The organism is Dyadobacter crusticola DSM 16708 (genome assembly GCF_000701505.1).
GTDB classification, from domain to species: domain Bacteria; phylum Bacteroidota; class Bacteroidia; order Cytophagales; family Spirosomataceae; genus Dyadobacter; species Dyadobacter crusticola.
In genome coordinates this window covers 421,560-447,380 of record NZ_KL370787.1, presented here as the reverse complement: position 1 = coordinate 447,380, position 25,821 = coordinate 421,560, and the positions used below count along the sequence as shown (strand labels likewise).

General features: G+C 46.4%; 24 protein-coding genes. 5 read left to right on the top strand and 19 right to left on the bottom strand.

All coding sequences use genetic code 11. The features are described from left to right. Nucleotides 1–298: 298 nt before the first annotated feature. Together Q369_RS0126690 and Q369_RS0126685 are read left to right on the top strand one after the other, a co-directional pair. A complete protein-coding gene (locus Q369_RS0126690; protein ID WP_031530769.1) occupies nt 299–1,564 on the top strand; it encodes an aminotransferase class I/II-fold pyridoxal phosphate-dependent enzyme in 1,266 nt (421 codons plus the stop codon). Nucleotides 1,565–1,819: 255 nt separating this feature from the next. Further along, nucleotides 1,820–2,002: a BF3379 family histone-like protein gene (locus Q369_RS0126685; RefSeq protein ID WP_031530768.1), complete on the top strand. Its 183-nt coding sequence runs from the start codon at nt 1,820–1,822 to the stop codon at nt 2,000–2,002. Nucleotides 2,003–2,056: 54 nt separating this feature from the next. On the opposite strand, the gene Q369_RS0126680 is transcribed toward Q369_RS0126685, so the two are convergent. The 3 genes from Q369_RS0126680 to Q369_RS0126670 all read right to left on the bottom strand — a co-directional run bounded on the left by Q369_RS0126680 (nt 2,057) and on the right by Q369_RS0126670 (nt 3,498). Then, nucleotides 2,057–2,470: a MaoC family dehydratase gene (locus Q369_RS0126680; RefSeq protein WP_031530767.1), complete on the bottom strand. Its 414-nt coding sequence runs from the start codon at nt 2,468–2,470 to the stop codon at nt 2,057–2,059. Between the two features lie 134 nt (nt 2,471–2,604). Next, the gene (hpf, locus tag Q369_RS0126675; RefSeq protein ID WP_031530766.1) at nt 2,605–2,967 is read right to left on the bottom strand and encodes a ribosome hibernation-promoting factor, HPF/YfiA family; all 363 of its coding nucleotides are present in this window, start codon (nt 2,965–2,967) and stop codon (nt 2,605–2,607) included. Nucleotides 2,968–3,195: 228 nt separating this feature from the next. Continuing rightward, nucleotides 3,196–3,498: a DUF4286 family protein gene (locus Q369_RS0126670; RefSeq protein WP_031530765.1), complete on the bottom strand. Its 303-nt coding sequence runs from the start codon at nt 3,496–3,498 to the stop codon at nt 3,196–3,198. 147 nt (nt 3,499–3,645) lie between these two features. On the opposite strand from Q369_RS0126670, the gene Q369_RS0126665 reads away from it, so the two are divergent. Then, the gene (locus Q369_RS0126665) at nt 3,646–4,065 is read left to right on the top strand and encodes a hypothetical protein (RefSeq protein ID WP_031530764.1); all 420 of its coding nucleotides are present in this window, start codon (nt 3,646–3,648) and stop codon (nt 4,063–4,065) included. Nucleotides 4,066–4,141: 76 nt separating this feature from the next. On the opposite strand, the gene cysM is transcribed toward Q369_RS0126665, so the two are convergent. The 13 genes from cysM to Q369_RS0126600 all read right to left on the bottom strand — a co-directional run bounded on the left by cysM (nt 4,142) and on the right by Q369_RS0126600 (nt 16,811). After that, complete coding sequence (gene cysM, locus Q369_RS0126660; protein ID WP_031530763.1) at nt 4,142–5,014, bottom strand: cysteine synthase CysM; 873 nt, start codon at nt 5,012–5,014, stop codon at nt 4,142–4,144. 39 nt (nt 5,015–5,053) lie between these two features. Continuing rightward, a complete protein-coding gene (locus Q369_RS0126655) occupies nt 5,054–6,259 on the bottom strand; it encodes an alpha/beta hydrolase family protein (RefSeq protein WP_031530762.1) in 1,206 nt (401 codons plus the stop codon). A gap of 80 nt (nt 6,260–6,339) precedes the next feature. Next, nucleotides 6,340–7,071 carry an alpha/beta fold hydrolase gene (locus Q369_RS0126650; RefSeq protein WP_031530761.1) on the bottom strand — a complete coding sequence of 244 codons (732 nt, stop codon included), beginning with the start codon at nt 7,069–7,071 and terminating at the stop codon, nt 6,340–6,342. A 68-nt stretch (nt 7,072–7,139) separates the two neighbouring features. Then, on the bottom strand, nt 7,140–8,858 hold the full coding sequence (locus Q369_RS0126645) for an AMP-binding protein (RefSeq protein ID WP_031530760.1): 1,719 nt from the start codon (nt 8,856–8,858) through the stop codon (nt 7,140–7,142). 137 nt (nt 8,859–8,995) lie between these two features. Continuing rightward, nucleotides 8,996–9,505: a GNAT family N-acetyltransferase gene (locus Q369_RS0126640; protein ID WP_031530759.1), complete on the bottom strand. Its 510-nt coding sequence runs from the start codon at nt 9,503–9,505 to the stop codon at nt 8,996–8,998. Between the two features lie 32 nt (nt 9,506–9,537). Continuing rightward, nucleotides 9,538–10,929, bottom strand: coding sequence for a hypothetical protein (locus Q369_RS0126635; RefSeq protein WP_031530758.1), 1,392 nt, complete (start codon nt 10,927–10,929; stop codon nt 9,538–9,540). Between the two features lie 68 nt (nt 10,930–10,997). After that, nucleotides 10,998–12,137, bottom strand: a complete 1,140-nt coding sequence (locus tag Q369_RS0126630) for a hypothetical protein (RefSeq protein ID WP_031530757.1) — start codon at nt 12,135–12,137, stop codon at nt 10,998–11,000. 98 nt (nt 12,138–12,235) lie between these two features. Further along, nucleotides 12,236–12,823 (bottom strand): hypothetical protein, encoded by a 588-nt coding sequence (locus tag Q369_RS28630; protein WP_051664298.1) that lies wholly within the window; start codon nt 12,821–12,823, stop codon nt 12,236–12,238. Nucleotides 12,824–12,836: 13 nt separating this feature from the next. Next, nucleotides 12,837–13,379 (bottom strand): thermonuclease family protein, encoded by a 543-nt coding sequence (locus Q369_RS0126620; protein WP_229206956.1) that lies wholly within the window; start codon nt 13,377–13,379, stop codon nt 12,837–12,839. 44 nt (nt 13,380–13,423) lie between these two features. Beyond that, nucleotides 13,424–13,816 (bottom strand): hypothetical protein, encoded by a 393-nt coding sequence (locus Q369_RS0126615; protein WP_031530754.1) that lies wholly within the window; start codon nt 13,814–13,816, stop codon nt 13,424–13,426. Between the two features lie 9 nt (nt 13,817–13,825). Further along, the gene (locus tag Q369_RS0126610; protein WP_031530753.1) at nt 13,826–15,058 is read right to left on the bottom strand and encodes a sulfite oxidase; all 1,233 of its coding nucleotides are present in this window, start codon (nt 15,056–15,058) and stop codon (nt 13,826–13,828) included. A 207-nt stretch (nt 15,059–15,265) separates the two neighbouring features. After that, the gene (locus Q369_RS0126605) at nt 15,266–16,057 is read right to left on the bottom strand and encodes a ferritin-like domain-containing protein (protein ID WP_031530752.1); all 792 of its coding nucleotides are present in this window, start codon (nt 16,055–16,057) and stop codon (nt 15,266–15,268) included. A gap of 28 nt (nt 16,058–16,085) precedes the next feature. After that, entirely contained in the window at nt 16,086–16,811 is a 726-nt protein-coding gene (locus Q369_RS0126600; RefSeq protein WP_031530751.1) for a ferritin-like domain-containing protein, read from the bottom strand. 552 nt (nt 16,812–17,363) lie between these two features. Between Q369_RS0126600 and Q369_RS0126595 the strand changes: the two genes are divergently transcribed. Continuing rightward, nucleotides 17,364–17,669 (top strand): hypothetical protein, encoded by a 306-nt coding sequence (locus Q369_RS0126595; RefSeq protein WP_031530750.1) that lies wholly within the window; start codon nt 17,364–17,366, stop codon nt 17,667–17,669. Nucleotides 17,670–17,804: 135 nt separating this feature from the next. Continuing rightward, entirely contained in the window at nt 17,805–19,172 is a 1,368-nt protein-coding gene (locus Q369_RS0126590; RefSeq protein ID WP_031530749.1) for a sigma-54-dependent transcriptional regulator, read from the top strand. Here the strand turns inward: Q369_RS0126590 and Q369_RS0126585 are convergent. From Q369_RS0126585 to Q369_RS0126575, 3 genes are all read right to left on the bottom strand, one after another. Further along, the gene (locus tag Q369_RS0126585) at nt 19,160–21,685 is read right to left on the bottom strand and encodes a hybrid sensor histidine kinase/response regulator (protein ID WP_031530748.1); all 2,526 of its coding nucleotides are present in this window, start codon (nt 21,683–21,685) and stop codon (nt 19,160–19,162) included. The two genes, Q369_RS0126590 and Q369_RS0126585, sit on opposite strands and share 13 nt — an antisense overlap. Before the next feature lie 199 nt (nt 21,686–21,884). Continuing rightward, a complete protein-coding gene (locus tag Q369_RS0126580) occupies nt 21,885–23,837 on the bottom strand; it encodes a c-type cytochrome (RefSeq protein WP_031530747.1) in 1,953 nt (650 codons plus the stop codon). Nucleotides 23,838–23,865: 28 nt separating this feature from the next. Further along, the gene (locus Q369_RS0126575) at nt 23,866–25,716 is read right to left on the bottom strand and encodes a 3-keto-alpha-glucoside-1,2-lyase-like domain-containing protein (RefSeq protein WP_031530746.1); all 1,851 of its coding nucleotides are present in this window, start codon (nt 25,714–25,716) and stop codon (nt 23,866–23,868) included. Nucleotides 25,717–25,821: the final 105 nt, after the last annotated feature.

Sequence of the window (25,821 nt, the reverse complement as noted above, 5' to 3'; positions counted from 1 at the left end):
TGTCAGTTCCTAAGATAGCAAAAGGATTCTTGCGATCGGGTACTACTCTTCATTACGCAAATCAACGTGACAGGAGGATATTTCAGACGCACCGGTACTCACCTGTGATTTTGAAGCCAATGTATTTATCTAATAAAATTTAGTATATAGATCTAGTATAGTTATACCGGTATGTTCTATTTTTGTTAACTTACTGTTAAGATGGGAAAATGCAGCTGGTTAAAGTACCGGTGAAATTCTTTAATTTTGCATTTATCTAACATTTAGAATCTTTGTTACCCACATAAAAAAGAAGAGAGTGGATATTTTCGAGAAACTGCGCAATAACTCTGGTCCGATTGGAACGCCGGCAAAAATGCTGAACAGCCATCACTATTTTTCATTCCCAATGTTGGAAGGAGAATTAGGCCCGCGCATGAGGTTCATGGGACGTGAAGTATTGAACTGGAGCCTAAACAACTATTTGGGCCTGGCAAACCACCCTGAAGTACGCCAGGCAGATGCCGAGGCAGCTGCTAAATGGGGACTCGCTTATCCGATGGGCGCCAGAATGATGTCCGGGAACTCGAGTCTGCATGAGGTTTTTGAAAAGGAACTTGCTGAATTCGTAGGTAAAAAAGACGCTTTTCTGCTGAACTACGGATACCAGGGAATTATGTCGGCGATTGAATGTCTTTGCGATCACCGCGATGTGATCGTTTACGATGCCGAGTCGCACGCTTGTCTGATAGACGGGATCCGTTTGCATAAAGCCAAGTTGGGCGAGTATTACAAGTTTAACCACAATGATATGGTTAGTCTTGAAAAAAACCTGATTCGTGCTACCAAGCTGGCAAATGAGAAAGGCGGAGGCGTACTGGTGATCACAGAAGGTGTTTTCGGAATGTCGGGCAAAGTAGGCGACCTGAAAGCAATCGTTGAGTTAAAAAAGAAATACGAGTTCCGCCTGATGGTGGACGACGCTCACGGTTTTGGTACCATGGGCGAAACCGGCGCCGGCGTAGGAGAGTTGCTGGGAGTTCAGAAGGAAGTTGATCTTTACTTCTCAACGTTTGCAAAATCCATGGCAGCAATCGGTGCATTCATTGCTTCCGATGATCCGGAGATTATTATGTTCCTGAAATACAATATGCGCTCGCAAACTTACGCCAAGGCACTTCCGATGCCTTACGTGGAAGGCTGCCGCAAGCGTTTGGATATGGTTAAGAAAATGCCTGAGCTCAGGGCCAAGCTTTGGGAAAATGTAAAGGCGATGCAGGATGGTCTGAGGAGCCGCGGCTTCAACATCGGCGAAACTGAATCGCCCGTGACTCCAGTGTTCCTTCACAGCGAAGGCGGCGTACCGGAGGTTACCAGAATGGTTCGAGACCTTCGTGAGAATATGGGTGTTTTCTGCTCGATTGTAGTGTACCCGGTTGTTCCTAAAGGACAGATCATGCTGAGGATTATCCCAACAGCCGCCCATACACTTGAAGACGTTGAATATACATTGGACGCATTCACTACCCTGGCGGACAAACTCAAGAACAGAGTATACCAGATCGAGGAAGTGGCTGCTGAATAACAGAAATCTGCTTTATTTGCATTCTGAGGGCTTTTTTGGAAAAAAGCCCTCTTTTTTTGTCTATCTGTATTGAAAATTAAATCACGTTAAGTAGTTGATTTTCATGCACTTAACTGATTGCAATTGGGTAATTGTATTTTAGAAGTGTTTTTTTTTGTTTTTTGGGTTGCTAAAATACTTTTAATTACTAAATTTCGGTCAAAACATGCGTTTTTGGCGTGTTAGAGGCATTTTTAAACTAAAAAACAAAAGAACATGGCACGATTTGATGAAGTCAAAGATCTGATCCTTTCGCTTGAAGGTGATTTCGATAAGTTTTACAATAAAGGAAACCAGGCAGCTGGCACCCGCGTTCGGAAAGGTATGCAAGACCTCAAAACGTTAGCTCAGGATATTCGCGCAGAAGTTCAGAACAAGAAAAACGAGAGCGAAGGTTAAGAAGCACACAAAGAGTTTAAGGCCCGGGTTTGTCATAATCCGGGCCTTGTTGTTTTAGAACTTCTCCTTATTGATCATTGTCGCTACGCCTTTTGTGATCACCTTATTAGTTGTCGCGTCCACAATTTCAGTCGAAATCTCGGCAATATGTTTATCAGGATTGATGCTCTGAATCCTGAATACCGCTTTATAGTCTGTCTCCACAAACATTGGTCGTAGAAATTCCAGTGTCTGCTTCACATAGATGGAGCCGAAGCCCGGGAATTGCGTTCCCAACACCTTTGTAAATACAGTCGCGCCCAGCATTCCGTGAATAATAGGTCTTTTGAATGGCGTAGTTGCTGCATATTCTGCGTCGAGGTGGATCGGGTTGTTGTCACCGGTCAGCTCTGCAAAACGCTGCACCTCTTCCTGTGTAATCTTAAATGGATAATCAAAAGTTGAGTCAACAATGGGTTCGATATGCATGTCGGTTGGTTTAACTGAATATTGTTAGTTTCAAATTAAGGCGAAATCCTGTACGCATCCAAGTCACGTGATTGCCTTAAAACAAAGAAAGCCGCCATCACGGCGACTTTCCTGCTTTAAACAGCTATATGTTGTTACTCTTCGGTTTCTTCTGTCAGAACTACTGCCGCAGCCTCCGGGATCTTAACTGCCCTGGCATTGTTGCGTTTACTTTTAAACTTCTTCACTTGCATTTTCAATGTATCAATTGCCAGATCCGTAGCTTCTTCAAAAGTAGTCCCTTGCTCCCGTACAAACATAGTTCCGCCGGGGACGTAGAGCTTCACTTCAAGCAATTTGGTCTGTGTCTTTGCATTCTCACTTTTATCGAGCTTAAGGAATACTTCTCCACTGGTTATCCGGTCATAGAACGTGTCCAGTTTATCTAATTTTTGCTGAATAAAGCTCAACAATTTAGGATCAGCATCAAAATGAATTGCTTGCATCTGCAGTCTCATAAGCACATTGTTTTAATGGTAAAACATAATTTTTTACTGAAACCTGGGGATCAAGAGCGCGGTCTTTTCAGCTCGGAATTTTACAGATTAACCTGAAAATCCCCGTCCCGAGTGACGCTCATTTTCCCGTAACAGTAATTTAAGTACGTCAAATATTAAGCCAATGTCAAGAAAAAAGGAGTGTTTGTGCATTTATTTATTTCTGCCCAAAATGTAGCCGGCGTGTACTCAGGCTTCTTCCAAAAGTGTACGGAAAGACACATATTTTCCATTGAAAAGATCGTGATGCCGCTGCTGAAAATCGGCCTGGAAATCGGTCTGGTAAGCCAAAAAGTCTTCCATTGTCCTGAAAGTGAACTGGGTAGTATAGGTGGAGCCTTCATTCTCGATTTCCGTGAGCAGGCGCAACAACTTGCATTCAAGCGGCAGTTCCGTTTGCAGGATTTCAGGGATGTACGTTCCTTTCATGTACGTCAGCCATTCATTTTCTGCCTCATAGCTGATGTTGATCGTGATATTGTAAATAATCATAAGTAGGTCGTTAATAGAACCGTAATATCGGGTTAATATTTATGAATTGATTTAAGTCTGTTCAGGTTAAGGCGTATTTGGGGGATGGTTGTTTGTAAGCTACATTTGTAAAACCTGTACTTATTCACCATAACTTCTAATTCAACAATGAATATTCTTCTAAGAGCCCATTCCGGCCTGCGGTATGTTGTTCTGGCTTTGCTTTTGGCCGCCATTTTTACTGCTTATTCAAACTGGCGGAATGCAAAGCAGGAGGACAGTAAAATTTATCTTTTTGCATTGATAGCAACGCATACGCAGCTGCTGATCGGACTGGCTTTATACGTAATGAGCCCCAAAGTGAATTTTGACCTGATCAGCGAAAAGGTGTTCCGCTTTTTCTCAATCGAACACATTTTCATGATGCTCATCGCCATTGTCCTGATTACGATCGGAAGGATAAAATCGAAGAAAATGGCGGGAGCCGACAAGCACCGGACAGTGCTTTACTTCTATACAATGGCGCTCATCATCATTATAGTAGCTATTCCCTGGCCTTTCAGGAACCTGGGATCGGGCTGGTTTTGAATACTTCGGCAATCGGCTGTCGGCAATCGGCTCTTTGAGGTCGACAGCCGATAGTCGATAGCCGACAGCCGAAGTACTACCCAAATAGCTCACTCGATAGATATCTGTCGCCCCGGTCGCAGATAATGCAGACGATTACACCTTCTTTAAGCTCTTTCGCCAGCTCCACTGCAGCCCACGCTGATCCGCCGCTGCTCATTCCTGCAAAAACAGCCTCTTGCTTTGCCAGCTTCCTCGTCATGGATACTGCATTCTCCTGAGTTACTTCTATAACTCTGTCTACCCGCTCGCGTTCAAATATTTTAGGAAGGTATTCAACCGGCCACTTACGTATTCCGGGGATTGAAGAACCGTCAGTAGGCTGACAGCCCACAATCTGGATTTTACTATTTTGTTCCTTTAAATAGCGGGATACACCCATGATCGTCCCTGTGGTGCCCATTGAAGAAACAAAATGCGTGACTTTTCCATTGGTATCCTTGAAAATTTCAGCGCCGGTAGTATTATAATGCGCCTTCCAGTTGTCAGGATTGGCAAATTGATTGAGCATGAAATACGCACCGTCTGACGCTTTTTCCTCTGCCATATCCCTTGCTCCCTCCATTGAATCCGCGAGGATCACCTTCGCTCCGAATGCTTCCATAGTCAGCACGCGCTCCCGGGTAGAGTTTTGCGGCATGATCAGCTCGATGTCGAGGTCAAAGAGGCGGGCGATCATCGCGAGGGCAATGCCCGTATTTCCGCTCGTCGCCTCTACCAGCTTCATTCCGGTTTTTACTTCGCCCCTGTCAAGCGCGCCCTTTATCATACTGTAAGCCGCGCGATCTTTCACACTGCCGCCGGGATTGTTTCCTTCAAGCTTTCCGAAAATCTGTACGTTCGGGTTGGGATTGATTCTTTTTAATTCAACGAGGGGAGTATTACCTACCAGATCAAGAAGTGAGGACATTGATGATATTCTTTTGTTACTTACAAATGTAATCCCGACTCAGGGAGTAGAAGTGAAAAAAGCAAGGGTACCAGCCAGGAAAGGAAGAACGGACGAACTGTGATTTCCATCCGGGACAGTTGTCAGCTGTATATCAGCCCCAAGTCCCTTCATTGTGTTAAATGCATTTTCAGAATTGAAATAGAACACGAGCGTGTCTTTATTGCCATGATACAGGCGTACGGGGGCTTTCGGTTTCCATTTATAGACGTCATTATCAGCAACAGCGTCCCTGAAACCTTTGTCGTTCCCGTCGTTCAATGCGGTTTTGAAAGATTCGTTCAGAATCGTGTCAAAGCTCTGGGAAATATTCACATTGATACCCGACTGTGCGATCCGGGTTGCAAATGGTTCTTTGAAATAATAGGAAGCAGGCCGGTTCAACTTATAAATCCGGTCGTAAGTCAGGAGCACCCAAAGGTAAAGCGCATTGTAGGACGCTACACCGTGCGTGTTATTATTGATGATGTAGTTCATGAATGCTGTCTTATCGTAAGCTCCCGCCCCACAGCTCGACGCGCGCAGGTTGAATTCAGAAGCAGCTTCTTCCTCGATCTTCTTATGAAGAGCCATTGTTGCATAGCCACCTTCCGAGTAGCCCGCTACATAAAGCTTTTCATCCCATTTTACATTATCCTGTTTTTTGAGAAACTCCTTCGCGGCCCGCAGCATGTCCAGCGAAGCAGAGGCAAGGCTCTCTCCGTGCTCGTAGGGATGAGGAAGATTCTTCGATTCGCCGTATCCGATGTAGTCGGGATAGGCGATGATATAACCCATTGAACCAAACAATGAGCCAAACTGAGCGGCCTCCGTATTATTGTTGTAGTAAGAAGGCGCAGCAGCATCTTCTCTGATAGTACCGTGTTGCACGCTGATCATCGACACCGGCTTATCAGTAACGGGAATAATCAAGGCACCGGACGCAGTGATTTCGGCTCCGTCCGTGTTTTTCGTTTTATACGAAAGTTTATAAACCTTAATGCCATTCTTGATATACCCGCCGAGAATCGGGCTTAAACCATTTGCAAGCTGTAAAACCTGCTCGCGTGAGAACTGCTTCACATCTTCGCTTTTCTGTAAATACTGATCTTCGACCGGCGGTTCAACCACCGGCTTATCATCATTGCAGGAATTCAGCAGAAGCAGACTCCAGAAAAGGAGAAATATAATCTTCTTGGATTGTTTGATTGGTGTAAAGGTCCGCATAAGTGTAATAAAGGGTGAGCACTCCGTGGTATAACGAAGGTTCACCCTTTTTTGATCGCTAATTAGCTTTTTATCAACGATTAAATTTTGCCCATATACCAGCTGATCATTCTGGCAGTTGCATCCGGCCGCTCTACCATTCCCATGTGACCGGCTTCGGCGAGGATAAAAGGATAGCTTTGCTGTGGATACTCTGAAAGTGTGATCACTTTTTCGAATTGAATGATCTTGTCCTGCATTCCGATGATAAACAGCACGGGAAACGGCATTGCGGCAAGTACGGCAGTTCTGTCAGGGCGGCTGCGCATGGCTGTAAGTCCGGAGATCAGCGCCTCAGCAGGAAGCTTTTTGAAATACTCAATGTGCGCTTCCACTTTCTCGGGAAACAATTCCTTGTACCTGTCCCCGAACATATTGGGAGCAGTTTTAGTGATAAAAGCCTCCGTCCCCTCATTCTTCAGCAATTCGATCATTTCGCCCCGTTGCGCCTTTTTCGCCTCATCGTCTGCAAAGGCCGTCGAATGGAATAGTCCGAATCCTTCCAGCATATCAGGGTACTTCTCGGCAAAGGCAAGTGCAATGTACCCGCCCATTGAATGGCCGATCAGCGTAAGTCTGGAAATGCCTGCGTTGGTCAGAAAGCGGTGTAATTCGTCCGCATAATCTTCAACAGACTGGCAAAATGTAAAGAGTGAGATATTAGGTCTGACGATCGTGAAATCATCATTAATAACGGCGTCAACATAGTCCCAAATGGTGTCATCTGCTCCGTGGCCGTGTAACAATACCAGGGTTTTTCGGTGTAGATTCATATAAATCGGCTTTCATTGTTGATAACTCTTTTGCCTAATATATACATAAACCCTTTCCCAAAGGTGCCTTATCCGTCAATTTTTGACATTTCTTCTTCGCGCAATGCCCTGCGCAGGATCTTGCCTACATTGGTTTTCGGCAGCTCTGTTCGGAATTCAATTTCTCGCGGCCGCTTATAGCCGGTAAGGTTTTCGCGACAGTAATCTTTGACATTTTCGACCGTCAGCGATGGGTCTTTTTTGACAATATACACTTTCACCATTTCTCCCGATTTATCGTCCGGAACACCCACGCAGGCCACTTCCAGTACGCCCGGGCATTGTGCGATTACGCCCTCGATTTCATTTGGATAAACATTGAAACCCGAAACCAGGATCATATCTTTTTTCCGGTCGACGATCTTGAAAAAACCATCTGCATCTTCAATACCGATATCCCCTGTTTTGAACCAGCGGCCATTTTGGTCTTCCATGATCACCTTTACGGTTTCGTCCGGCCGGTTGTAATAACCCAGCATAATCTGCGGCCCTCTCGCACAGATCTCACCTTTTTCTCCCACGGGAGCCCAGGTTTCATCATCTTTCAAAATGCGCATTTCAGTGCTCGGGAATGGAAGCCCGATTGTTCCCTGCCTGTGGCGCCCATCCAATGGATTGACGGAAAGTACCGGCGAAGTTTCCGAAAGTCCGTAGCCTTCCACTAACGGGCACCCGGTTGTTTTCTCCCAGCGCTCGGCCACCACTTTCTGCAGCGCCATTCCACCCGCAATTGTGATTTTAAGCTCACTGAAATCGACAGAGGCAAAGTCAGGATTGTTTAACAGTCCGTTGAACAGCGTATTAAGTCCGGGAAAAATATGGAATTTGAATTTCTTCAACTCTTTGACAAAGGCGGGAAGATCTTTCGGGTTTGTGATCAGCACATTCAATGCACCCCATTTAATTCCGCATAATCCATTGATCGTCAATGCGAAAACGTGATAAAGCGGAAGTGCGCCAATTAAGGTAAGCTGGCCGGATACCTGCGAATTACGCATCTTTGACATCAGCCACTCGTTGATACCTTCCACATTGGCGATCAGATTACGGTGGGTCAGCATGGCGCCTTTGGATACGCCGGTTGTACCGCCGGTATACTGGATAAATGCAATGTCCAAACCTGATATATTCGGCCTTTTATAAGTAAGCCCCGCACCGATGGAAATCGCGTTCGAAAAGCTGGTCGCCTTTGGTATATGGTATTCAGGAACCATTTTCTTGACGTATTTCACTACCGAGTTCACGATCAGCTTTTTAGGAAAGCCAAGCAAATCGCCGATTTCAGTAATAATTACCTGTTGAATATTGGTTTGCTGAATGATCTTTTCGAGGTTTTGCGCAAAGTTTGCAAGGATCACAATCGCCTTTGCACCGGAGTCTTTAAACTGGTGCTGCATTTCCCGGCTGGTATAAAGCGGATTGGTATTTACGATCACCAGCCCGGCCCGCAATGCGCCCATCATCACAACCGGGTATTGCAGCAAATTGGGCATCTGTATAGCAATGCGATCCCCTTGCTGCAAACCGACACTTTGCAGGTATGCCGCGAAATTCCTGGAAAGCTCATCGATTCTGCCGAAACTAAGCGACTTGCCCATATTGGTATAAGCAGGCTTGTCGATATGCTCTTTGAAACTCACCTCCATCATTTCAAGCAATGAAGAATAAGCCTCAGGATTGATTTCGTAGGGTATGCCTTCGGGATAATTTTTAAGCCAAGGATAGGAATTCTTCGATGTGCCGGTCATAATGGTGTGGGTAAGGGTTCTGCAAAACAGCTTTTGATGGATTCAAAGTAGCTAATTAAGCCAAAAGTTTATCAACACAATGCAATAATTTTTCAGCGCATTGTCCTGCCATTTGAACGGAAACCTACCGGGTCCTATTATTTGCGGGATATCTCCCACCGCCAAAGAAAACCGTCCTCGGGATCAGTAACATCTTCTGTCTGAACAAATCCGATCTTTTCCAGCAAATGCGCAGACGCATTTTCCTCGGCCAGTGTATGTGCAATTACCTTGTGTACCCCAGGCTGCTGGAATGCATGGTCAAGCAGCCCTTTTGCAGTTTCTGTTCCTAAACCTTTCCCGCGGTGCGAAGGCATGATTTCATAGCCGATTTCCACCATTCCGTTGGAATCAGGTTCTCCCTTGTATCCGCAGGAGCCGATAAGCTGGTTATCGGGTTTGTAAATAATGAGGTAAACCCACCAGTTGCGCAATGGCGGGTGGGCTTTCCAGCGATGGTAAGAAGGCGTAAATGTGTCACGGAACTCGGTCCACTTTTTAGGCACATTTACACCCATAACGCGGGCGAGTGTATTATTTCCCATGCGGACCGCATCGAAAAGCGTGTCGTCGCAAGGGACAATTCTTAAATGGGGGGTCTCAATCATGTTAATCAAATATCGACCCCCAATTTAGGAAACTATGAGTTGTTTTCGTCGAAACGATCCGTAATTGCTTTCCTGATCGCCTGGTGAGGCCGCATACCTGTGCTCTTCGCCCGCTGTACTGCACGGTCTGCCGAGGCATTTGACTTGGCACGTAATGCAAGGTTTGAAACTGTCAGGTGGCTGTCCCTCCACGAATCATACTCTTCTTCGCTCATTACATCGCGACTTACCTTTCCATGCTCATATCCGTCACCAAATGACTGAATGCGGCTGTCGGTCAATGCTTTTCTCCGCTCATTTTCCAGCGTATCGATTTCAGCGCGGATTCGTGCTTCTTCCTCCCGGAGCTCTTCTAATGCAGGCAGGACCGCAATATCGTTTTCAAGAATGCTCTTCTGTGTCATGTGCAAAGTCAGTCGCTCCTGCAGCGGCTCCATTGCCTTAATTATTTTTTTACGGCGTCTTCTCAGTCTGCCCAGCTTAGGGTCAATTTGCAGCCAGCGATACCAAAAGCCTTGCAACACTGGCAGCGCCATTCCAAGGGAAACCGCACCTGCGACAGCAAATAAAACACCGCTGAGTACAAATGAGAGCAATGCCCAGGGACTATTTACCAGATCCAGGTTCAGCTGGTCCGAGTTGCGAAGCGCATTCTCGATCTTGTTAGTCAGTTCAGGACTGCTGATAGGCGCGCCCGTCATTGGATCCACTGCATTCAATTGCAGGTTCTTTACAGACTTGTTGATCGCCTCTTTCAGCTTGTCAGTACGGTAAGCCTCATACCTGAACCAGCCCAGGATGATCAGCGTAACAATTGCGAAAATTGAAAGTGTAAGCTTGAATCCGGCATATCTCGATCTCGCCTTCGGTGACTCATTTTTATGATAAGGTTCCTCCACCAGCCGGTCATAGGCGGGTTTGAGCAAAATAGAAAGCATCGCCAAACCAATCGCAAATGCCCACGCTTCATTTGAATTTCTGATATTCAATGCATAAGCCACAATTTCGTGAGAAATGATCAGGTCACCTGCGATGAAGGAGATACCCGCTGCCAGGAAGATAAGTCCAGCTACCAGCGAATAGGAAGGCGCTTTCTCCATTCTTTTCTCGCGCAGCTGCTCGGTTTGCAGATCGATATCTGCCACATTCTTTTCAAGATCCTGCATCTGCCTGGCAGTGCGGTTCAGCTCCATAACTTCTGTCTGAAGCTTGTCATAAGCTGCCTTGTGCAGTTGCCGGGTTTCCTGGTTTGTTGTTTTAATGGAGGAAAGCGCTTCTTTCTTCGAAGTGAGTCGCTCCTGAATCCAGTCGTGGTTAACATCGCTGGATAAATATGCTTCATAAACCTGGCGGTCAATTCCCTCGATGCCACGTGTGTAGCCGCGTTGGTAATCGCCGTGTTCGTTTGGATTCTGCTCGTTCATGATCTGTTATTTTGATTGATCAGGTGAGAATGGGATAAAAAATCAGGCCATAAGCCTGTACTATCAAGCTACTTGGAGCCTTTTTGAATGAGGTTAAGCTGCCGGGATGTAAGCTCATTTTTCATGCGACGGGCCAGATAGAACTCACTTTCGAAAAGCTTGATCAGCATATCCCGTTTTGCGTATAGCTTGTCCCGCTCCGTCTCAGCTGTACTTTGTTCCCTCAAAACCTGCCACTTTTTGACCCTTAATTCATCAATTTCTCCCTGTAGAGTCTGGCATTCTGTCTCCCAGTTGTATTGATTATCACTGGAGTCGCGGCGATCTTTCCGGATGTTCAGCCAGGCTTGCAGGTCATTGCGAAGTACAGTGATGTTGCTTAGCAGCAGCTTTCCGGCAAACAGGAAGAGGAAGAATACAAAAATGAAAAGTGCAAATGCCTGCCACCAGGTCTGGTGCGTAACTACGTTGGCAAAAACAAACAGTGCTGATGCAAACGGAAGTCCTACTTCTTCCAGCAGCGATTTCCAGGTTACTTTCGAGTCCGTATCATGGAACAATGAAATTCTCCCGAAAAGACTGAACATACCTGCCAGAAAAACCCCCAGGGCAATCCATGAATTATCATTGAAAACAGGTTTGAGTGACTCGCGGATCAGGAAGAAGTTACCAATGCACATGGCAATGCACAAGGTGATTCCAATTAGTGTTCTTGGTAAATGGTGCTCGGTTGTAGGGTAGCCGGCCGGGGTTTTCAGGCGCTCCTGCAATTCATCGATCCGGTTGTTTTTCTGACCGATAAACAGGTTCAATTCCTGAATCCGCTCATTTTGCTGCTCGATATCGGCGATGTGCCCGGCTGCAAGATTTGAAAAGTATTTGGAAATGATATCGGTTTTTTCGTTCGGGTCAGATTCTGACAGCCCAAACAAAACTCCCTCATCACGCAGCATATCTTCGTCTTCCAGCCAGTAAGGAATGGTTACCTCCACTTTCGGCAATTCCCGTGCATCGAATGCAGCCTGCTGCGCAACGGGTTCAGTCAAAGCTGGGCGGTTTTCGGCTGTAACGTAATGCTGGCTCGCAGGAACTGAGGATGTTGTGTCCGGATTCGCATTTTCCTCGACAGGTTCGTCATCATAATATTGGTTCTCGTCAGCCTCCTTCGCCCGGAACCAGTTTGCAATGTATTCAGTGAATTTTGCCATAGATTTTCATGGGTTAACCTGCGATTATCCATGAAAACACAGAATTTCACTACATTATTGTGATGACCGGCTATTAAAAAAAGGTAACTCTCTCTGAACTAGGACACTTCAAACATTTTCTGTAAAGCTTGCCAGAGTTTTTTCTTCAGATTGCGGTCTGCTTCAATTACTACGAGCGGGTCAGTTAAAAGGAACCAAACGCCCTCGATATTTTTGGGGGTATAGGGGGGAAGCAGCAGGTCCAGATGCAGCTTGATCAGTGGCACGCCGAACGTTATAAAGTAGTTGGTTTTCTTGTCTTTAAACACCTTTGTCGCGTCGGTACCTGACAGAAAACTGAAATTCAGAATGTCAGATTCATCGGTTGAATGTCCGACAGCTTTCAGGATATTGTTCAAAAAAGCAGCCTCCGACGCAAGCATAGCCTCCTGCTTCGGTTCGTCGATCAGGATCAGGATTTTATGGCGCAGCTGCGGGAATTCAGGAGTTGCAACCGGAATAGCGGGAGTTGCCTGCAAAGCGGGCTTTGAAGGACTTACCGGTGGGGCCTGCATTGTAGGAGCAGGTTGCTGTTCAGGCTTTTCTTCAATCGGCGCGGGAGTTTGCTGAACGCCCGCAGTAAAATCCCTCAAATGAAAGAGTGTTTCATCCTGATAAAGGATCTTAAACAATGCGGAGTTATTCATAGCTGACCAATTTTTAATTTTTACCCGAATATAAACCAGGCTGGCTCCAAATGCCCAGCTTCTGCTTTTTTGCCTGGATTTCCAGGTTTGCATATTCCGCATTGGAAGAGTACTTCTTGAAATGCACAGCCAGTCCGTTTTTAACCAGCTCTTTGTTCAAATTCTTCCCGCCTGGAATAACAACTTCTCCAAGCAGGCGACCGTACCTGTCAAACTCGCCGTTGTGCCGGATCTGTACTACTTTCCGGAAGCAGTATTTTGAAGTAAAATCCTTCGCTACTTTATAATAGGGCCGGCCTCGTTCCGGGCAGTTCACATGGAGTAATCTGATCCGGATGTTTTTTCCTGTTCTTTGACCGGCTTTTCTGCCTGTATAAGTGTATTTTAATTCAATGGTATCCCCGTCCTGGATTCCGATCACCTCGGCTTTCAGCGGATTTGCCGGATCAGCTTGTAGAAAGCTGCTTTCTGCTGATGTATTTAATGGGGAATTAACAAAGGCACTCAACACCGGAAAACAGATCAGAAATGCCAGTTTTCGGGCTGGAAAATTCAAAAAGGATTGCACGCGTACGCTATTCAGTAATAAAATAAAATGGACTATTGATCGAGCTTATACCATTTAATGTCATTCAATGGCGCTCTCCGGGCAGCTGTGACAGTTGGGCCGTAATGTTTTTCGAGGTAATCTAGGACAGGCTTCTCTGTCTCGCCCAGATCCCAAAGATTGTGGTTTGTCTGCATCCAGCGGATTTTTTGTTTCCAGCCGTCACGGGTAAACCTGTTTTGCAGAATTAGCTTGGAGTTGTGGCAAGTAGTGCATTGCGCCTTTACCAGGTACAGATTTCCATCTGTAACAAGTCCTGTTTCCGGATCTTTCTTTGCTGTATCTGCCAATGCAGCCGCAACCTCCCGCGCTGGCGTTGGGGAATGTTCAGTAACTGAAAAAAGCAGGATGCCCAGACTGGTGCACAGCGTTATTAATAACTTCATAGTTTCGTTTTAACCAACTTTCACTGCAATTCTTTCACACGCATTATTCAGGTATCCGCCGGGATTCCAGGCTGGGATCACCATGGGTTGAGCCACACCTTTCGAGTCGGTAGCACGTACCCACACCTCGTAATATCCCGTTGTCGGGAACTTGATTTTGCTTTCCCAATGCTGCCAGGCAAGCCGGTTTACCGGAGCTTCCAGTTTACATTCTTTCCAGGTTGAGCCAAAATCAATGGAAACTTCCACTTTTTTCACGCTCAGATCCCCTGCCCAGGCGTGGCCGCGCAAGGCAAGCTCACTATCCGGCTTGATCATCGCACCGGTTTTAGGATAAGTAATAAGGGATTTCACCGGCATTGATTCGATAATCCTGAAATACTGATCCGTTTGCGGTACATCTTCGCCGGGCGAGACAGGACTTTTGGGCAATCTGTAACTGTGCCCGTCCATTTTAGCGCCATCGTGCACTTTATTACGGATTGAAATCCCGCTCAGCCATTTGCCGGAAACAGAAGCAGGCCAGCCGCCGATTACAAGACGCAACGGGTAACCGTGAAATTCAGGGATATCTTTTCCATTCAGTTGCCAGGCGATCAAAGTTTCGTTTTCCAATGCCTTCGCAATCGGTACGCCGCGCGAGATCGCTTCTTTCTTGGGATCTCGGCTCAGGTGCAGATCTTTACTATGGTAGCCAATGTAAACTGCATCGTCTTTAATGCCGACATCAGCAAGGATATCCTTCAAACGCACGCCGGTCCAGGAGGCGCAATGTACAGCACCCTGGCCCCATTGGTTACCCGAAGCCTGTGGCGTAAAGCCCGAGCGCCCGTTGCCGCCGCATTCAAGTACAAGCTGGTAAGTGTATGTTTTAAATTTCTTCTTGAGATCTTCCAGTGTATAAGTCTTCGGTGCTTTGGCAGACTCGCCGTCAATGGTCAGCGTCCATTTGCTTGCATCTATTTTCTCCGGTACCAGCCCGTTGTTCCTGATAAACATCTTGTCGACCGGGGTAACCTTGTCGTCGAGCAGGTGAACCGGCGACTCTACATTCCAGGGTTTGTCTCCCTGCACGATCATTTCCGGATTTTTACCTTTCAGCGCATCATTCTCGTCCCACGCAAGCGGTACATATCCCTCGGGCATTCGGTCTGCGAACACAATCTGGCTGCCCAGTGCAGTACCCAGCACGGTCAGGCCGCTCTTCTTCAAAAAACCTCTTCTGTTAAACGCAGGGTTCATTATAGGTTCAGGTATTTAGTATTGATCAATAATCAAATTTAATAATACTGCCGGGTTAAACAGCCGGAAAATTGACATTAACGCCTAAAATGCGAAAAGGCTACCGTCGGGTAGCCTTTTCAGGGTCAAACATAGGGTGCCGTAACATTTTTGAACATACTGTCACCTGACAAGTGTATGTATATGTCCAACAGGGAGAATTTACAATTATGCTTTTATGAACGGTCCGGCGATCGCCAGTACGTCTTCTTTTCTTAAAGGCTCGTCAAATGCCTCGGTAATAGCTGCATCGCTTTTCGAAGCAAGTCCTTTCAGATCTTTGCCACCCTGGGTCATATTTTCTTCGCCAGCGTAAATAGCGGGTACTGCACCTTCTTTGCCGGTAATCCAGCCTTTCATTGCCGCATTACCGGTTACAGTAGCGGCCAGTCTGCGCGCTACTGCCGCGTGACGTGCTTCTACGGAGTGTATCTGCAATGCGTATTCGAGGATCTGGGGATCTGCCATTAATTTGTCAGCCTGTCCTTTGTATGCCCGAACTCCGGTATCTTCCAGCGCGCTGGATACTGTTACAAACGTTTTATAATTTGAGAAAACATCACCGAATGCACCTCCGTACTGAAAGTCAAATGAAGGTTTTGCAATCGCTTTTGTACCCAATGCTTTTACAAGAAAAGCAACGTGCTGCGTTTCGTGTTTGCCAATTTGTGTAAAAATGGTTCTGTCACTCGCCGGAATCAGATTAGCAGCGGCAAGTCCCGCCTTGTAAAATTCATCTTCCAGGTATTCCAGCGTCAGAGCGTAGTTCAGCACGTCCACAGCCGCAGCTGATTGTCCGAATGCTTTGTTGACAATGCTCGCAAACATAGCGGGTACAGCGGCCAAAGCCACTTTGCTGCTCATTTTGCTCATAAAATGGCGGCGGGTCGCGTATTCAAGTCTGCCTGCTGCATCGCCGTCGGCCTTTTGAAAATCGTCAATTATTTTAAATATATCCATGATTTCTGATTCAGATTAATTGTGAAGATTATTTGCCGACGTTAGCTCCGGTAACGGTTTCTTTGATAAATCCTTTAACTGCTGCAAGGATATCCGCAGGCGAAACAGCCTTGTCCATTCCATTGGCATCGATAATATCGTCACCAGCAAAATCCGCAGACTTTGGTTTAATCAAATCACGGATCACAGCGGCGTGGCGCGCTTCTACTGATACGATCTTGCCGGCCAGCAGTAAGTTTCCACCATCTTTCAGCAGCTTGCCCGCTCCGTTGTAAGCAGCCACTCCGGTATCTTCAAACAACTTTGCTGCACCCAGGACAGCATCCTTTTTAGTGAAATCAATGCTGGCAAAATTCGGTGTCAGGCCTTTAATCGCCTTGTCGCCCAATGCAGCTTTGAAGAAATCCCTGTGAATGATCTCGTGATCGCGAATATCAGTAAGGATTGTCTTTTCTGCGTCAGTCATGCCGGCGTAAGGCGTAGTAATTACTTGGGAATAGAACGCAGCTTCAAGTTGTTCCAGCGCGTATGCATAGTTGAGTACTCCTACATCTCCTGAGCCAAGGTCGACGTTGTCGCCGCCGGGATTCATAGGATTCGGATTGTCGTCGTCGTTGCAAGCAGTAGTGAGTGCAATAGTGCCCAGGGAGGTTGCGATTCCGGCAGCGCGCAGGAATGAGCGCCTGTTCACCGGCGACACATTACCTCCTTCATCCTTAACAGAATTGGTGTTTGGTTTCAATAGTTCGTTCATAGCTTCAAAGGTTATTGAGCTCTTTCGTCCCTCGAAAGATTTGTAAAGACCTACGCCCTTTGATTTGCTTTAGATCGGAGAGGAGGAAAATGTATGTTTTCCTGGGTGGTGGGAAAGTGGAGGGTGCTAAAACAAAAAGAGCCCATTTCTAGGCTCTTTTTGCTTCAAATTAACCGATAGATATTAAATAACGTTGAGAAAAAATGCCAACAGAGATTCAATGATGAATGTATAGCGCTATGAATTTGTAGTTTGAATTCTACCTGATTGTAGAAAAAACCGACAATGCAAATATAGTTGAATTGTTTCTTTTTCACAGTTTATCTCAAAAAATTGTTGAATAATTTTCAGTAACGGCCAGCCCGCTTTCAGCTAATGCATGATTTGCTATGAAGATTCTGAGTTGTACGCCTGAACAAAGCGCTCCTGGTAAAAGACAGTTTGTGAGAATGATTCCGGAAAGTTTTTTTAAGAACATCTAAAAAGCTTTTTTTGCTGTGGGTACATCAGGATTATACGCTGCGATGCAGCACTTACTCTAACTTTAATGCGATGAAACAACTTTTTTTTAAAACTATATTAGGCATTTGCCTCGCGTTTTCTGCATCACTTGCAGACGTTTCAAGTGCACCGTTTGCCGACTTCTTAACTGAGCAAAGCAAGGTAGCAGTAAGGCCGGAAGACCTGCCGGAAGCAGTTAAGTCCACCCTCTCCGGCGATGGTTATGCAGATTGGAAAGTAGCTAGTGCATACCTCATTACAAGGGAAAACAATGCGCAGTATTACGAGATCAATCTGAAAAAAGGTGAGGAGACTACGACGGTCAGCCTTGACAAATATGGCCGGAAAGTGGATTGAGGACCCTGGTCCCCCATTTTACTGCAGTCACATTGAAAAGCCGGAGATTTCTCCGGCTTTTTGACTTTTGTTTTTATAATTTTACGTTTTGCCGGCTCGTTAGTTAGCTATTTATTTCTGACATACTTTATTCCCATGGCTCACCTGCTCCTCGTTGAAGACGATACCACTTTTTCTAAACTGTTAACCAACTTTCTTGGCAAACATGGACACCAGGTTAGGGCTTGTTCAGATTTGAAAGAGGCAAGGGAAGCGCTGCATAACGATCCCGATGGTCCATTTGAAGTGCTGATGCTGGACTATCGCCTGCCGGACGGGAATTCTGTGGATTTCTTGAAAGCATTGAGAGCGGAAGGGAACAGAACGGCTGCTTTCATCATGACGAGCTTTCATGATGTGAGAACTGCCGTTACCGCAATGCAGCTCGGCGCATTTGATTACATCACCAAACCTGTCAATCCGGAAGAGTTATTAATGGTTCTTCGTGAGGCGCTTAACCGGGGAGAAGCATCTGCTACGAAAGGCACACCGAAGACGAAAGGAGGCACGAAAGCCGATAAGCAATCCCTTGAATATATTGAGGGTAAAAGCAAGATTTCGAAACAACTATATGAATATGTTCGCCTGGTAGCGCCTACCGATATGTCGGTGATTATCCAGGGCGAAAGTGGTACGGGAAAGGAGCACGTCGCTAAGTCCATTCATAAGCTGAGTAAACGTAGTAACGGACCGTTTGTTGCGATAGATTGCGGTTCACTTTCCAAGGAACTGGCTGCCAGCGAGCTTTTTGGTCACAAAAAAGGCGCATTCACAGGTGCGCTGCTGGATAAAATCGGACAGTTTGAAGCAGCTGACGGAGGTACCTTATTTCTGGATGAGATTGGCAACCTCGGCTACGATGTTCAGATCAAATTGTTGCGTGCATTGCAGGAACGTATCATTGTTCCGATAGGAGGTACCCAGCAGGTGAAAGTAGACGTAAGGCTGATCGCAGCAACCAATGAAGACCTGATTTCCAGTGCCGCTGCCGGTGATTTCCGGGAAGATCTTTACCACCGTTTGAATGAGTTCAAAATCGAGGTTCCGCCGTTAAGAAAACGTGGCGAAGATCTAGGCATTTTCATTCAGCATTTTGTAGACAAAGCCAATCAGGAGCTTGACAGAAATGTGCGAGAACTTTCGAAAGAAGTAATGGAGATTTTCCAGAAATACGACTGGCCAGGAAATTTGCGGGAGCTCAATAATGTGATTAAAAGATTGGTACTGCTTTCAAAAGAAGAAGTAGCTACTTCCAGCGCATTGCCAGCTGAAATGATTACGGCAATGGAAGGTGCTCAAAAACCGACCGGCTCTGACCTGAAAGCTTTGCAGGAAACGCACGAAAAAGAAATGATCGAGAAAGTATTGCAGGAAGTGCGATATAACAAGAGCAAAGCTGCCAAGCTGTTGAACATCGACAGGAAAACCCTTTACTATAAAATTGAAAAATATCAGATCGAGTAAGCGAGCGCTTTTTCTTCTATCTGCTCGATTACTGATCTGGCATCACGCGTGATTTGCTGCATATTGGCAAATGGTACCTGCGACACATCATTGCGGAGCTCAATTTCGAATACCCGGAAACGAGCGGAAAGTTCTTTCGCTCCGATCTGTCCGGTCCGTCCCGCCATTCGGTGCATGATCTCCATAACTTTGTCCAGCTCCCGGGATTCAAGGTGCACTTCAAGCGCCTCCACGTCCTGGCGGGAATCTTTTACAAACTGGTCGAGGATTTCCCGCATTAAACTTTCATCTCCGAAAGTCATTTCATTCAGCATGGTAAAATCCAGCTCTTCCGGCTTCTGCTCTGCTACTTCGCTCGGCGCTGCCGATGAGGATTCCAGCAGTTCGAGGAGCTCTTTGGAATGAAATGGCTTCATCAGGTAGCCGTCAAACCCAAGATTAAGCAGGTTGGTGCGTTCTTCCGGGAGCGCCTGGGCAGTGAGAACAAAGAACTTTACATCCGGATCTGCCACTTTTCGCAGCCTCTTGCAAAGCTCCGCGCCGTTCATTCCGGACATTCGCATATCCGTCAATACAAACTTCACCTGATTGTCCCACGGCCGGTTAAGTACCTCTTCGGCAGATGAGAACGAGTTATGCGGAATGCCGTTCATTTCGAGAACGGAAGAGCACCATTTCAGAATGAAAGAATCGTCGTCTACCAGCCAAACTTTGCCGGTCACACGGTAATCTCTTTCGGGCGCTTCCTCTGTCGGTTCCAGTGTGTCAGCTTTTTTCATACTAGCGGTGACAAAAAAAGTCGTGCCCTGTCCGGGGGTACTTTTCAAGCGGATATTGCCCCCCATAGCCTCTACAATCGCCTTTACGATGGTAAGACCAAGCCCGGTGCCTCCATATCGACGCGAAATAGATGAATCAGCCTGTTCAAACTGGTTGAAAATACGCTGTACCTGTTCCGGCGACAAGCCTATCCCGGTGTCAGCAACGATGAATTCTACCTGTACATTGTTGTTTAATTCAACACTACTTACTTTCAGTACAACCTCCCCGGTATCAGTGAATTTGATCGCGTTGGTAAGCAGATTATACAGCACCTGGCGCAAACGGAACGGATCTCCGCACAGGTAAAGATTAGCAGGTAAAAGGTTCTCAATCCGGAGTGAAAGGTTTTTGGAATTCGCATTCGGCTTCAACACCTGGATAACCTCATTCAGCAGCGGCGTGATCGCAAAAACACGTTCTTCGAATGTAAACCTGTCGGAGATAATGCGGCTGTAATCGAGTACTTCGTTGACGAGGTAAAGCAGGTGTTCAGAAGCGGAGTAGAGCGTTTCCAGATCTTGCTTGCGCGGCTTATCTGCTTTTTTCAAGGCTTCCGTGTAACCGAGAATGGATTGCAGCGGCGTCCTGATTTCGTGGCTCATATTGGCCAGAAACCGTTGTTTCGCCATACTATGATATTCGGCTTCTTCCTTGGCTTCTTCCAGCTGGCTGCGGTAATCGTTGCTCTTGGTGATATCGGTAAAGATCAGGTATATCAGCAATGCAGTCAATAGAAAAAACCCGAGCATTACCCATTGCAGCATATCAATGCTTTTGTTGACCATATAGTTGGCCTGGCGGCTGTCGAGGTCGGATTGTTTTAGTACCTGGCCTTCCACTTCCTGCATTACACTTAGAAGTTGATTTACGAGGGAATTTCCCGCGGTAGCCAATTCCTGCTCTTTATCTACAAAGCTGATCGTCCGCTTTTTCTGCGCTTTTTCAATCGCGTGTACCGCTTCGCCTACTTTCTCAATGGTACTGTCTTCCTGGGCAACTTTAATGGTGTCCACTTCCACATTGACTTCCTGTCGCTGCACTACTTTCGGAGCAGGTGCTGCGACCGGTTCTTTTTTCCCCTTCTTGGAGCCGCCAAAAACCCGGTTGAAAAATCCCTTCTTTTCCGTTGCTTTCTGAACAGAGTCGGGAACTGTATAAATGGTGGTTGTGGTAGTGCGTTTTTCGGTTTTGACGACCGTACTATCCGGTTTGAGCTTGGTAGTAATCAGTCCCGAGATATTTTTGACTTCATCTTCCAGTGTCTTGGTGTTCACCAGTTTTGAGCGGACTTTGACATAATTTCCATAAATCTTGTCGCGCTCTTTCAGGATATTTTTCATGGAATCGATCCTGATAATCTGATATGGATCATCGAGGCTCATGTCGCTAAGCGAATCAAGAGTGGCCGCGAGCTCTGCGGATTTGCCCATTACTGCGGCCTTATGTTCTTCATCGTTCAATTTCCGGATACGCTGCAAATGATCTAGTTGCAGGATATTCTTAAATATCTTATTCACCAGCCGCAGCTTGTCGTTAGGCGTAGAGATCATCTCCACTTTCCCCATGATCTGATGGAAAGCGAGGTTGGTAATGATCCACGACGCACCAAGTGCAATGGATGCAATGAAAAAGCCGAGGAAGATTTTGCCTTTGACAGATTTCAAAAAAGAAAGGTCACGCAGAATTGACATAGCAGACTTACGATATTCAATATCAACTAACGCATTTCAGACAAGAAAACGTGCAATTTCACCTGCATCTGTCTGGCTGATAGTGTGAAGATACAGCTTTCCTGAGAAAGTATCAGGACCTTAAAAGCACAAAAGGTTGCCTGTTTCCAGACAACCTTTTGTAATCAATGCAAAATGGTATTGCGACTTCTCTCAGTGCTTATTTTCCCAGGGAGTTGATCCACGCAGCGATTTTGGCAGCTTCCACTTTTGGGACCTGCGGCATTGGCGGCATTGGCGTTGCATAATCCGGCCAGTTTTCAGGCTTGGGATTGTAAATCAGGTCAACTATTTTCTCGTTAGAGTATTTTCTTTTTGCTACGTCCTGATACGATGGCCCTACCACTTTCTTGTCAATTGTGTGGCAGGCAAGGCAGGTATTCTTTTCAAGGATCGGCTTGATCTCCGCCCATGTTGGCGTTTTGCTGCTCACTGCTGCGGTTTGCTTACCTTTTCCGTCTGGGGAAACGTGCTCTTTCACAGCGGAAGAAGAACTGGTTGCTGAGGCACTTCCCGTTGAGGTTGCGCCAGATCGTGTAGTTTTCAGGTCGGATACTTTCAGCTTTTCACCGTCAGGAATGTTGTTCAATGTGTAATATGCGTCAGGGTGAACAAGTGACCAGCTGTTTGTTGCTGCTCTTACACCTTCCAGCGAGATCTTGTGAACGTAGTACTGGCGCATTCCATCAAGTACGATGCGTACTTTTTTGTTATCGTCTGATACCTTCACACCTTTGATCTTCACGTCTTCCAGGTTGATCTGCGGGCTGCCGTAAACTGGATAGTGCTTGTACAGATAGCTGCTTACTTTGTAAGAATCAAGATCTTCTGCTGATTTGCGGTCAACCGGCATTGTGAATTCGATTTCGAAACCGTCTGGCTGCGCTTTTACAGTATACATTTCAAAAGGCATTTTTCCATTCCATACCAGGCGCTGCAAGCCTTGGTTGGCATCACCTGCCGAGCCCCAGCCGCGGTTGGTTTCGCCCACGAACATGGAACCGTCTTTGTCAAACGCCATTCTCAGCACACCAGACTGAAATCCGCTGCGGAAACCGATACTCGCACCCTGGTATTCACCTTTTACTTTTTCAAGAACAATACGCATGATGTTGCTTTGTCCCTGGTCACCTACGAAAACCTGACCTGTAAATGGGCCGAAACCACCTTTGGTATCATCAAGGATCAGCTCGGAAGTAGAAACCCCGTGTACACCGTAAGGCAACCAAACCGCCGGAAGCTGTACCATATCGTATTTCTCTTTCAACTGGTACAGGAACTGAGGTGTCTCGTTCAATGTATTTTCCGGCTTGATAGCGCGGCCGTTTGCGTCTTTGTTCTGGCGGTTATCTCTTTCAGCGAAAAATTGCTTTTCAGTCAGCTTAACAGGCGAGTTAGGAAGTCCTGCCCATTTCAAACCAGCAGGGTGACCCATAAATCCGCCTTTTTTAACCTGGAAAATAGCGCCTGTTCCCATCCAGTCACCCTGGTTATCAGTGTAGAACAGCTCGCCGTTCAGCATACTGATACCGGCTGGGGAGCGAACTCCCGTTGCATATGGTTCGTATTTACCATCGTTGGTAATGTGGAAAATCCAGCCTCTTGTAGGCACGCGGCTTTCCCCTCTCCACCATTCTTCATCTCCAAATGCAACGTTACCACTCACGAAAAAGCTTCCATCTGGTGCCAGTTTCGGACCAAACGAATATTCGTGGTAGTGACCTGAAAGTGGCCATTGATACACGGTTTCGTAAACATCCGCTTTGCCATCACCATTTTTGTCAACAAGTTTGGTCAGCTCGCCGCGTTGTGCGCAGTACAATGCACCTTCTTTGTAAGCCAAGCCAAGTATCTCGTGCAAGCCGGTCGCGAACTTCCTGAAATAAGGAGTGCGGCTGGTTGGGTTATCCACGATCCAAACTTCGCCGCGGCGTGTTGAAATCGCCAGTGATCCGTTTGGCATTGTAGTCAATCCGCCTACTTCGAGGATAATACCTTCTGGAATGGGCGGAGTAATGATCTTGTAAAAATCTTCTTCTTTTGGCGACTCCTGCGCTTTCAGCACATTAAGTGTTGCCAAGAAAATGAATGTAATCTGAATTAATTTTTTCATTATCAATGCGGTATCTATTGGGATTTAATCAGAATAGGATAGAATACTTCACTTCGCCATTCGTCACCGGAACGATCAACTCCTGACGTCCGTCAATACTTCTGATCTCGGGTTTGATGTTTTTGTCGGCAAGCTGGATGTAGTACGATTTGTTGTTGACTGCATAAAGAGCGTCAGAAACCTTCTCGATGTTCGCGCCGTCGGCCAGTCTTGCAACCAGATTTTTAGTCGGGTTAATTACTTTAATGATCCGCTCGAAATACTGATTGTTGACAATTGACATATAATCGGTTACAGTAGAGCCAAATGCCTGGTACTGGAATGTAGGTACATCCTGATCATCCAGCACGTAACCTTTCGGGCGGTAGCCGCTGCCGGTTGTGTCAGTTTCCCATTTCGATTTGCCGCTTACTTTGCCCAAGATCATATCGTCGCCCAGCAAAGTAACGCTGCCGCGCGGGCGGGAAGAACCGTCGCCACGATCGTGCCACATTGGGGTAGCATCGAGGAATTCACCACGCCACACCTGCAACACATTTCCTTTGTCCATATCATAGGTGTAATGCAGGTTAGTTGGGCTGCCCACCGAGACTGCATGTACCACGCGCTGTCTTTTGCCTTTGTCGTCTTTTCTGAAATCCATGAAGCTGCGCGTAATGGTATTGGTACCCGCAGTGATCAGGATAGGATCGGTAGAGCCCGACGCCATCGTTGAGCTTTTGCTGTGGTAAGCCACTTCACGGAAGCCAGGTCCGCTTACCCACAATCCCAGAATCGGGCGCATCCAACCGTCTTTTTTGTTGTTGAAAACTTCGATGGTGTGGTCGCCTTCTTTGAGGTTCACAGTACCTGTGCGGAATTCGTTATTGTTCTTCCATTGCTGGTCGATCACAAATTTTCCGTCGATTTTCACGTAAGAGTTACCCGAAGCCTGCAATTTGAAGTTGTATTCACCTGCGGTTGGCGCATTGTATCTTCCTGTGTAAACGTACGAGTAGTTGTTGTTCTCTTTCAACACTTCCCAACTCAAGGACTCTGACTTGCCCGTTTCAGCCGGTGTCAGTTTCGAGAGGTCTTCTGTTTCCGACAAAGCACCATAGTAAGTTTTGTAGCTCAGCTCGGAAAGTGTACCTGGCTTTTTATCAAAATTATTGATAACGATATTCTTGATAGCCAGTGAACCGTGGTCCCCCTGAATGCGGATAGGTCCCATTGCCACGTCTTCGGCAGTCAGTGAGCCGCGTGTAGGGCCGCTTACTTCTACGTTTTCGTGGATCGTAATGCCATTTAAAACGACCGAAAGGAAAACTGCATTAGATACCTTTTTACCATTAGCATCAAAACGTGGCGCCTGGTATGAAATCTTGATGTTCTGCCACAAACCTGGTGCTTTGGCTACATTGTAACGCGGTGCGTATCCTTCGTAACCTTTTTCACCTTCGGGCTTGGCATCGTTCCAACGCTCGTAAATACCGCCGCAATCATTGTATTTGGCAGTTTTTTTACCCCAGCTGTCGAAAAGCTGCACTTCGTAGTTTCCTTGCAGGTAAATGCCCGAGTTCGAACCTTTGGCCAGCATGAAATCCATTTCGATGTCCAGGTCGCCGTGCTTGAAGTTGGAGATCAGCTCGTACTGATTTCCGTATTTTCCTTTTTCATGAATGCAAGCCAACACGCCTTTTCCGGGTGTTGTAGTCAGCACATTTTCTTTTGAAATGTCAGCAGATGCATTTCCAACAATTTTCCAGTTATCGGATTTGGTGGTAAATGCACTGAGATTGTCAAGAGGAATAGGTTGCTGGGCATAAGCAGATTGAGTTACAATAACCGCTATGCCACAAACGATTAACTGTAAAAATGAGCATTTGATTTTAAACATACTTGGGTAAGCTTGGTAGGTTTTTGATTAAATACCGGCCGCAGGTCGCCGAATCGCGTGCAAATTACGTGATAAGAATTGGTAAAATTGCATTTAATTAGATGA

Excerpts from the sequence above, each read along its gene's own strand:
- Q369_RS0126575 (WP_031530746.1), bottom strand. The coding sequence starts at position 25,716 with ATGTTTAAAATCAAATGCTCATTTTTACAGTTAATCGTTTGTGGCATA.
- cysM (WP_031530763.1), bottom strand. The coding sequence starts at position 5,014 with ATGTCCTCACTTCTTGATCTGGTAGGTAATACTCCCCTCGTTGAATTA.
- Q369_RS0126640 (WP_031530759.1), bottom strand. The coding sequence starts at position 9,505 with ATGATTGAGACCCCCCATTTAAGAATTGTCCCTTGCGACGACACGCTT.
- Q369_RS0126580 (WP_031530747.1), bottom strand. The coding sequence starts at position 23,837 with ATGAAAAAATTAATTCAGATTACATTCATTTTCTTGGCAACACTTAAT.
- Q369_RS0126650 (WP_031530761.1), bottom strand. The coding sequence starts at position 7,071 with ATGAATCTACACCGAAAAACCCTGGTATTGTTACACGGCCACGGAGCA.
- Q369_RS28630 (WP_051664298.1), bottom strand. The coding sequence starts at position 12,823 with ATGAATAACTCCGCATTGTTTAAGATCCTTTATCAGGATGAAACACTC.
- Q369_RS0126630 (WP_031530757.1), bottom strand. The coding sequence starts at position 12,137 with ATGGCAAAATTCACTGAATACATTGCAAACTGGTTCCGGGCGAAGGAG.
- Q369_RS0126585 (WP_031530748.1), bottom strand. The coding sequence starts at position 21,685 with ATGTCAATTCTGCGTGACCTTTCTTTTTTGAAATCTGTCAAAGGCAAA.
- hpf (WP_031530766.1), bottom strand. The coding sequence starts at position 2,967 with ATGAGACTGCAGATGCAAGCAATTCATTTTGATGCTGATCCTAAATTG.
- Q369_RS0126645 (WP_031530760.1), bottom strand. The coding sequence starts at position 8,858 with ATGACCGGCACATCGAAGAATTCCTATCCTTGGCTTAAAAATTATCCC.
- Q369_RS0126590 (WP_031530749.1), top strand. The coding sequence starts at position 17,805 with ATGGCTCACCTGCTCCTCGTTGAAGACGATACCACTTTTTCTAAACTG.
- Q369_RS0126665 (WP_031530764.1), top strand. The coding sequence starts at position 3,646 with ATGAATATTCTTCTAAGAGCCCATTCCGGCCTGCGGTATGTTGTTCTG.
- Q369_RS0126615 (WP_031530754.1), bottom strand. The coding sequence starts at position 13,816 with ATGAAGTTATTAATAACGCTGTGCACCAGTCTGGGCATCCTGCTTTTT.
- Q369_RS0126600 (WP_031530751.1), bottom strand. The coding sequence starts at position 16,811 with ATGAACGAACTATTGAAACCAAACACCAATTCTGTTAAGGATGAAGGA.
- Q369_RS0126605 (WP_031530752.1), bottom strand. The coding sequence starts at position 16,057 with ATGGATATATTTAAAATAATTGACGATTTTCAAAAGGCCGACGGCGAT.
- Q369_RS0126670 (WP_031530765.1), bottom strand. The coding sequence starts at position 3,498 with ATGATTATTTACAATATCACGATCAACATCAGCTATGAGGCAGAAAAT.
- Q369_RS0126610 (WP_031530753.1), bottom strand. The coding sequence starts at position 15,058 with ATGAACCCTGCGTTTAACAGAAGAGGTTTTTTGAAGAAGAGCGGCCTG.
- Q369_RS0126595 (WP_031530750.1), top strand. The coding sequence starts at position 17,364 with ATGAAACAACTTTTTTTTAAAACTATATTAGGCATTTGCCTCGCGTTT.
- Q369_RS0126655 (WP_031530762.1), bottom strand. The coding sequence starts at position 6,259 with ATGCGGACCTTTACACCAATCAAACAATCCAAGAAGATTATATTTCTC.
- Q369_RS0126680 (WP_031530767.1), bottom strand. The coding sequence starts at position 2,470 with ATGCATATCGAACCCATTGTTGACTCAACTTTTGATTATCCATTTAAG.
- Q369_RS0126685 (WP_031530768.1), top strand. The coding sequence starts at position 1,820 with ATGGCACGATTTGATGAAGTCAAAGATCTGATCCTTTCGCTTGAAGGT.
- Q369_RS0126635 (WP_031530758.1), bottom strand. The coding sequence starts at position 10,929 with ATGAACGAGCAGAATCCAAACGAACACGGCGATTACCAACGCGGCTAC.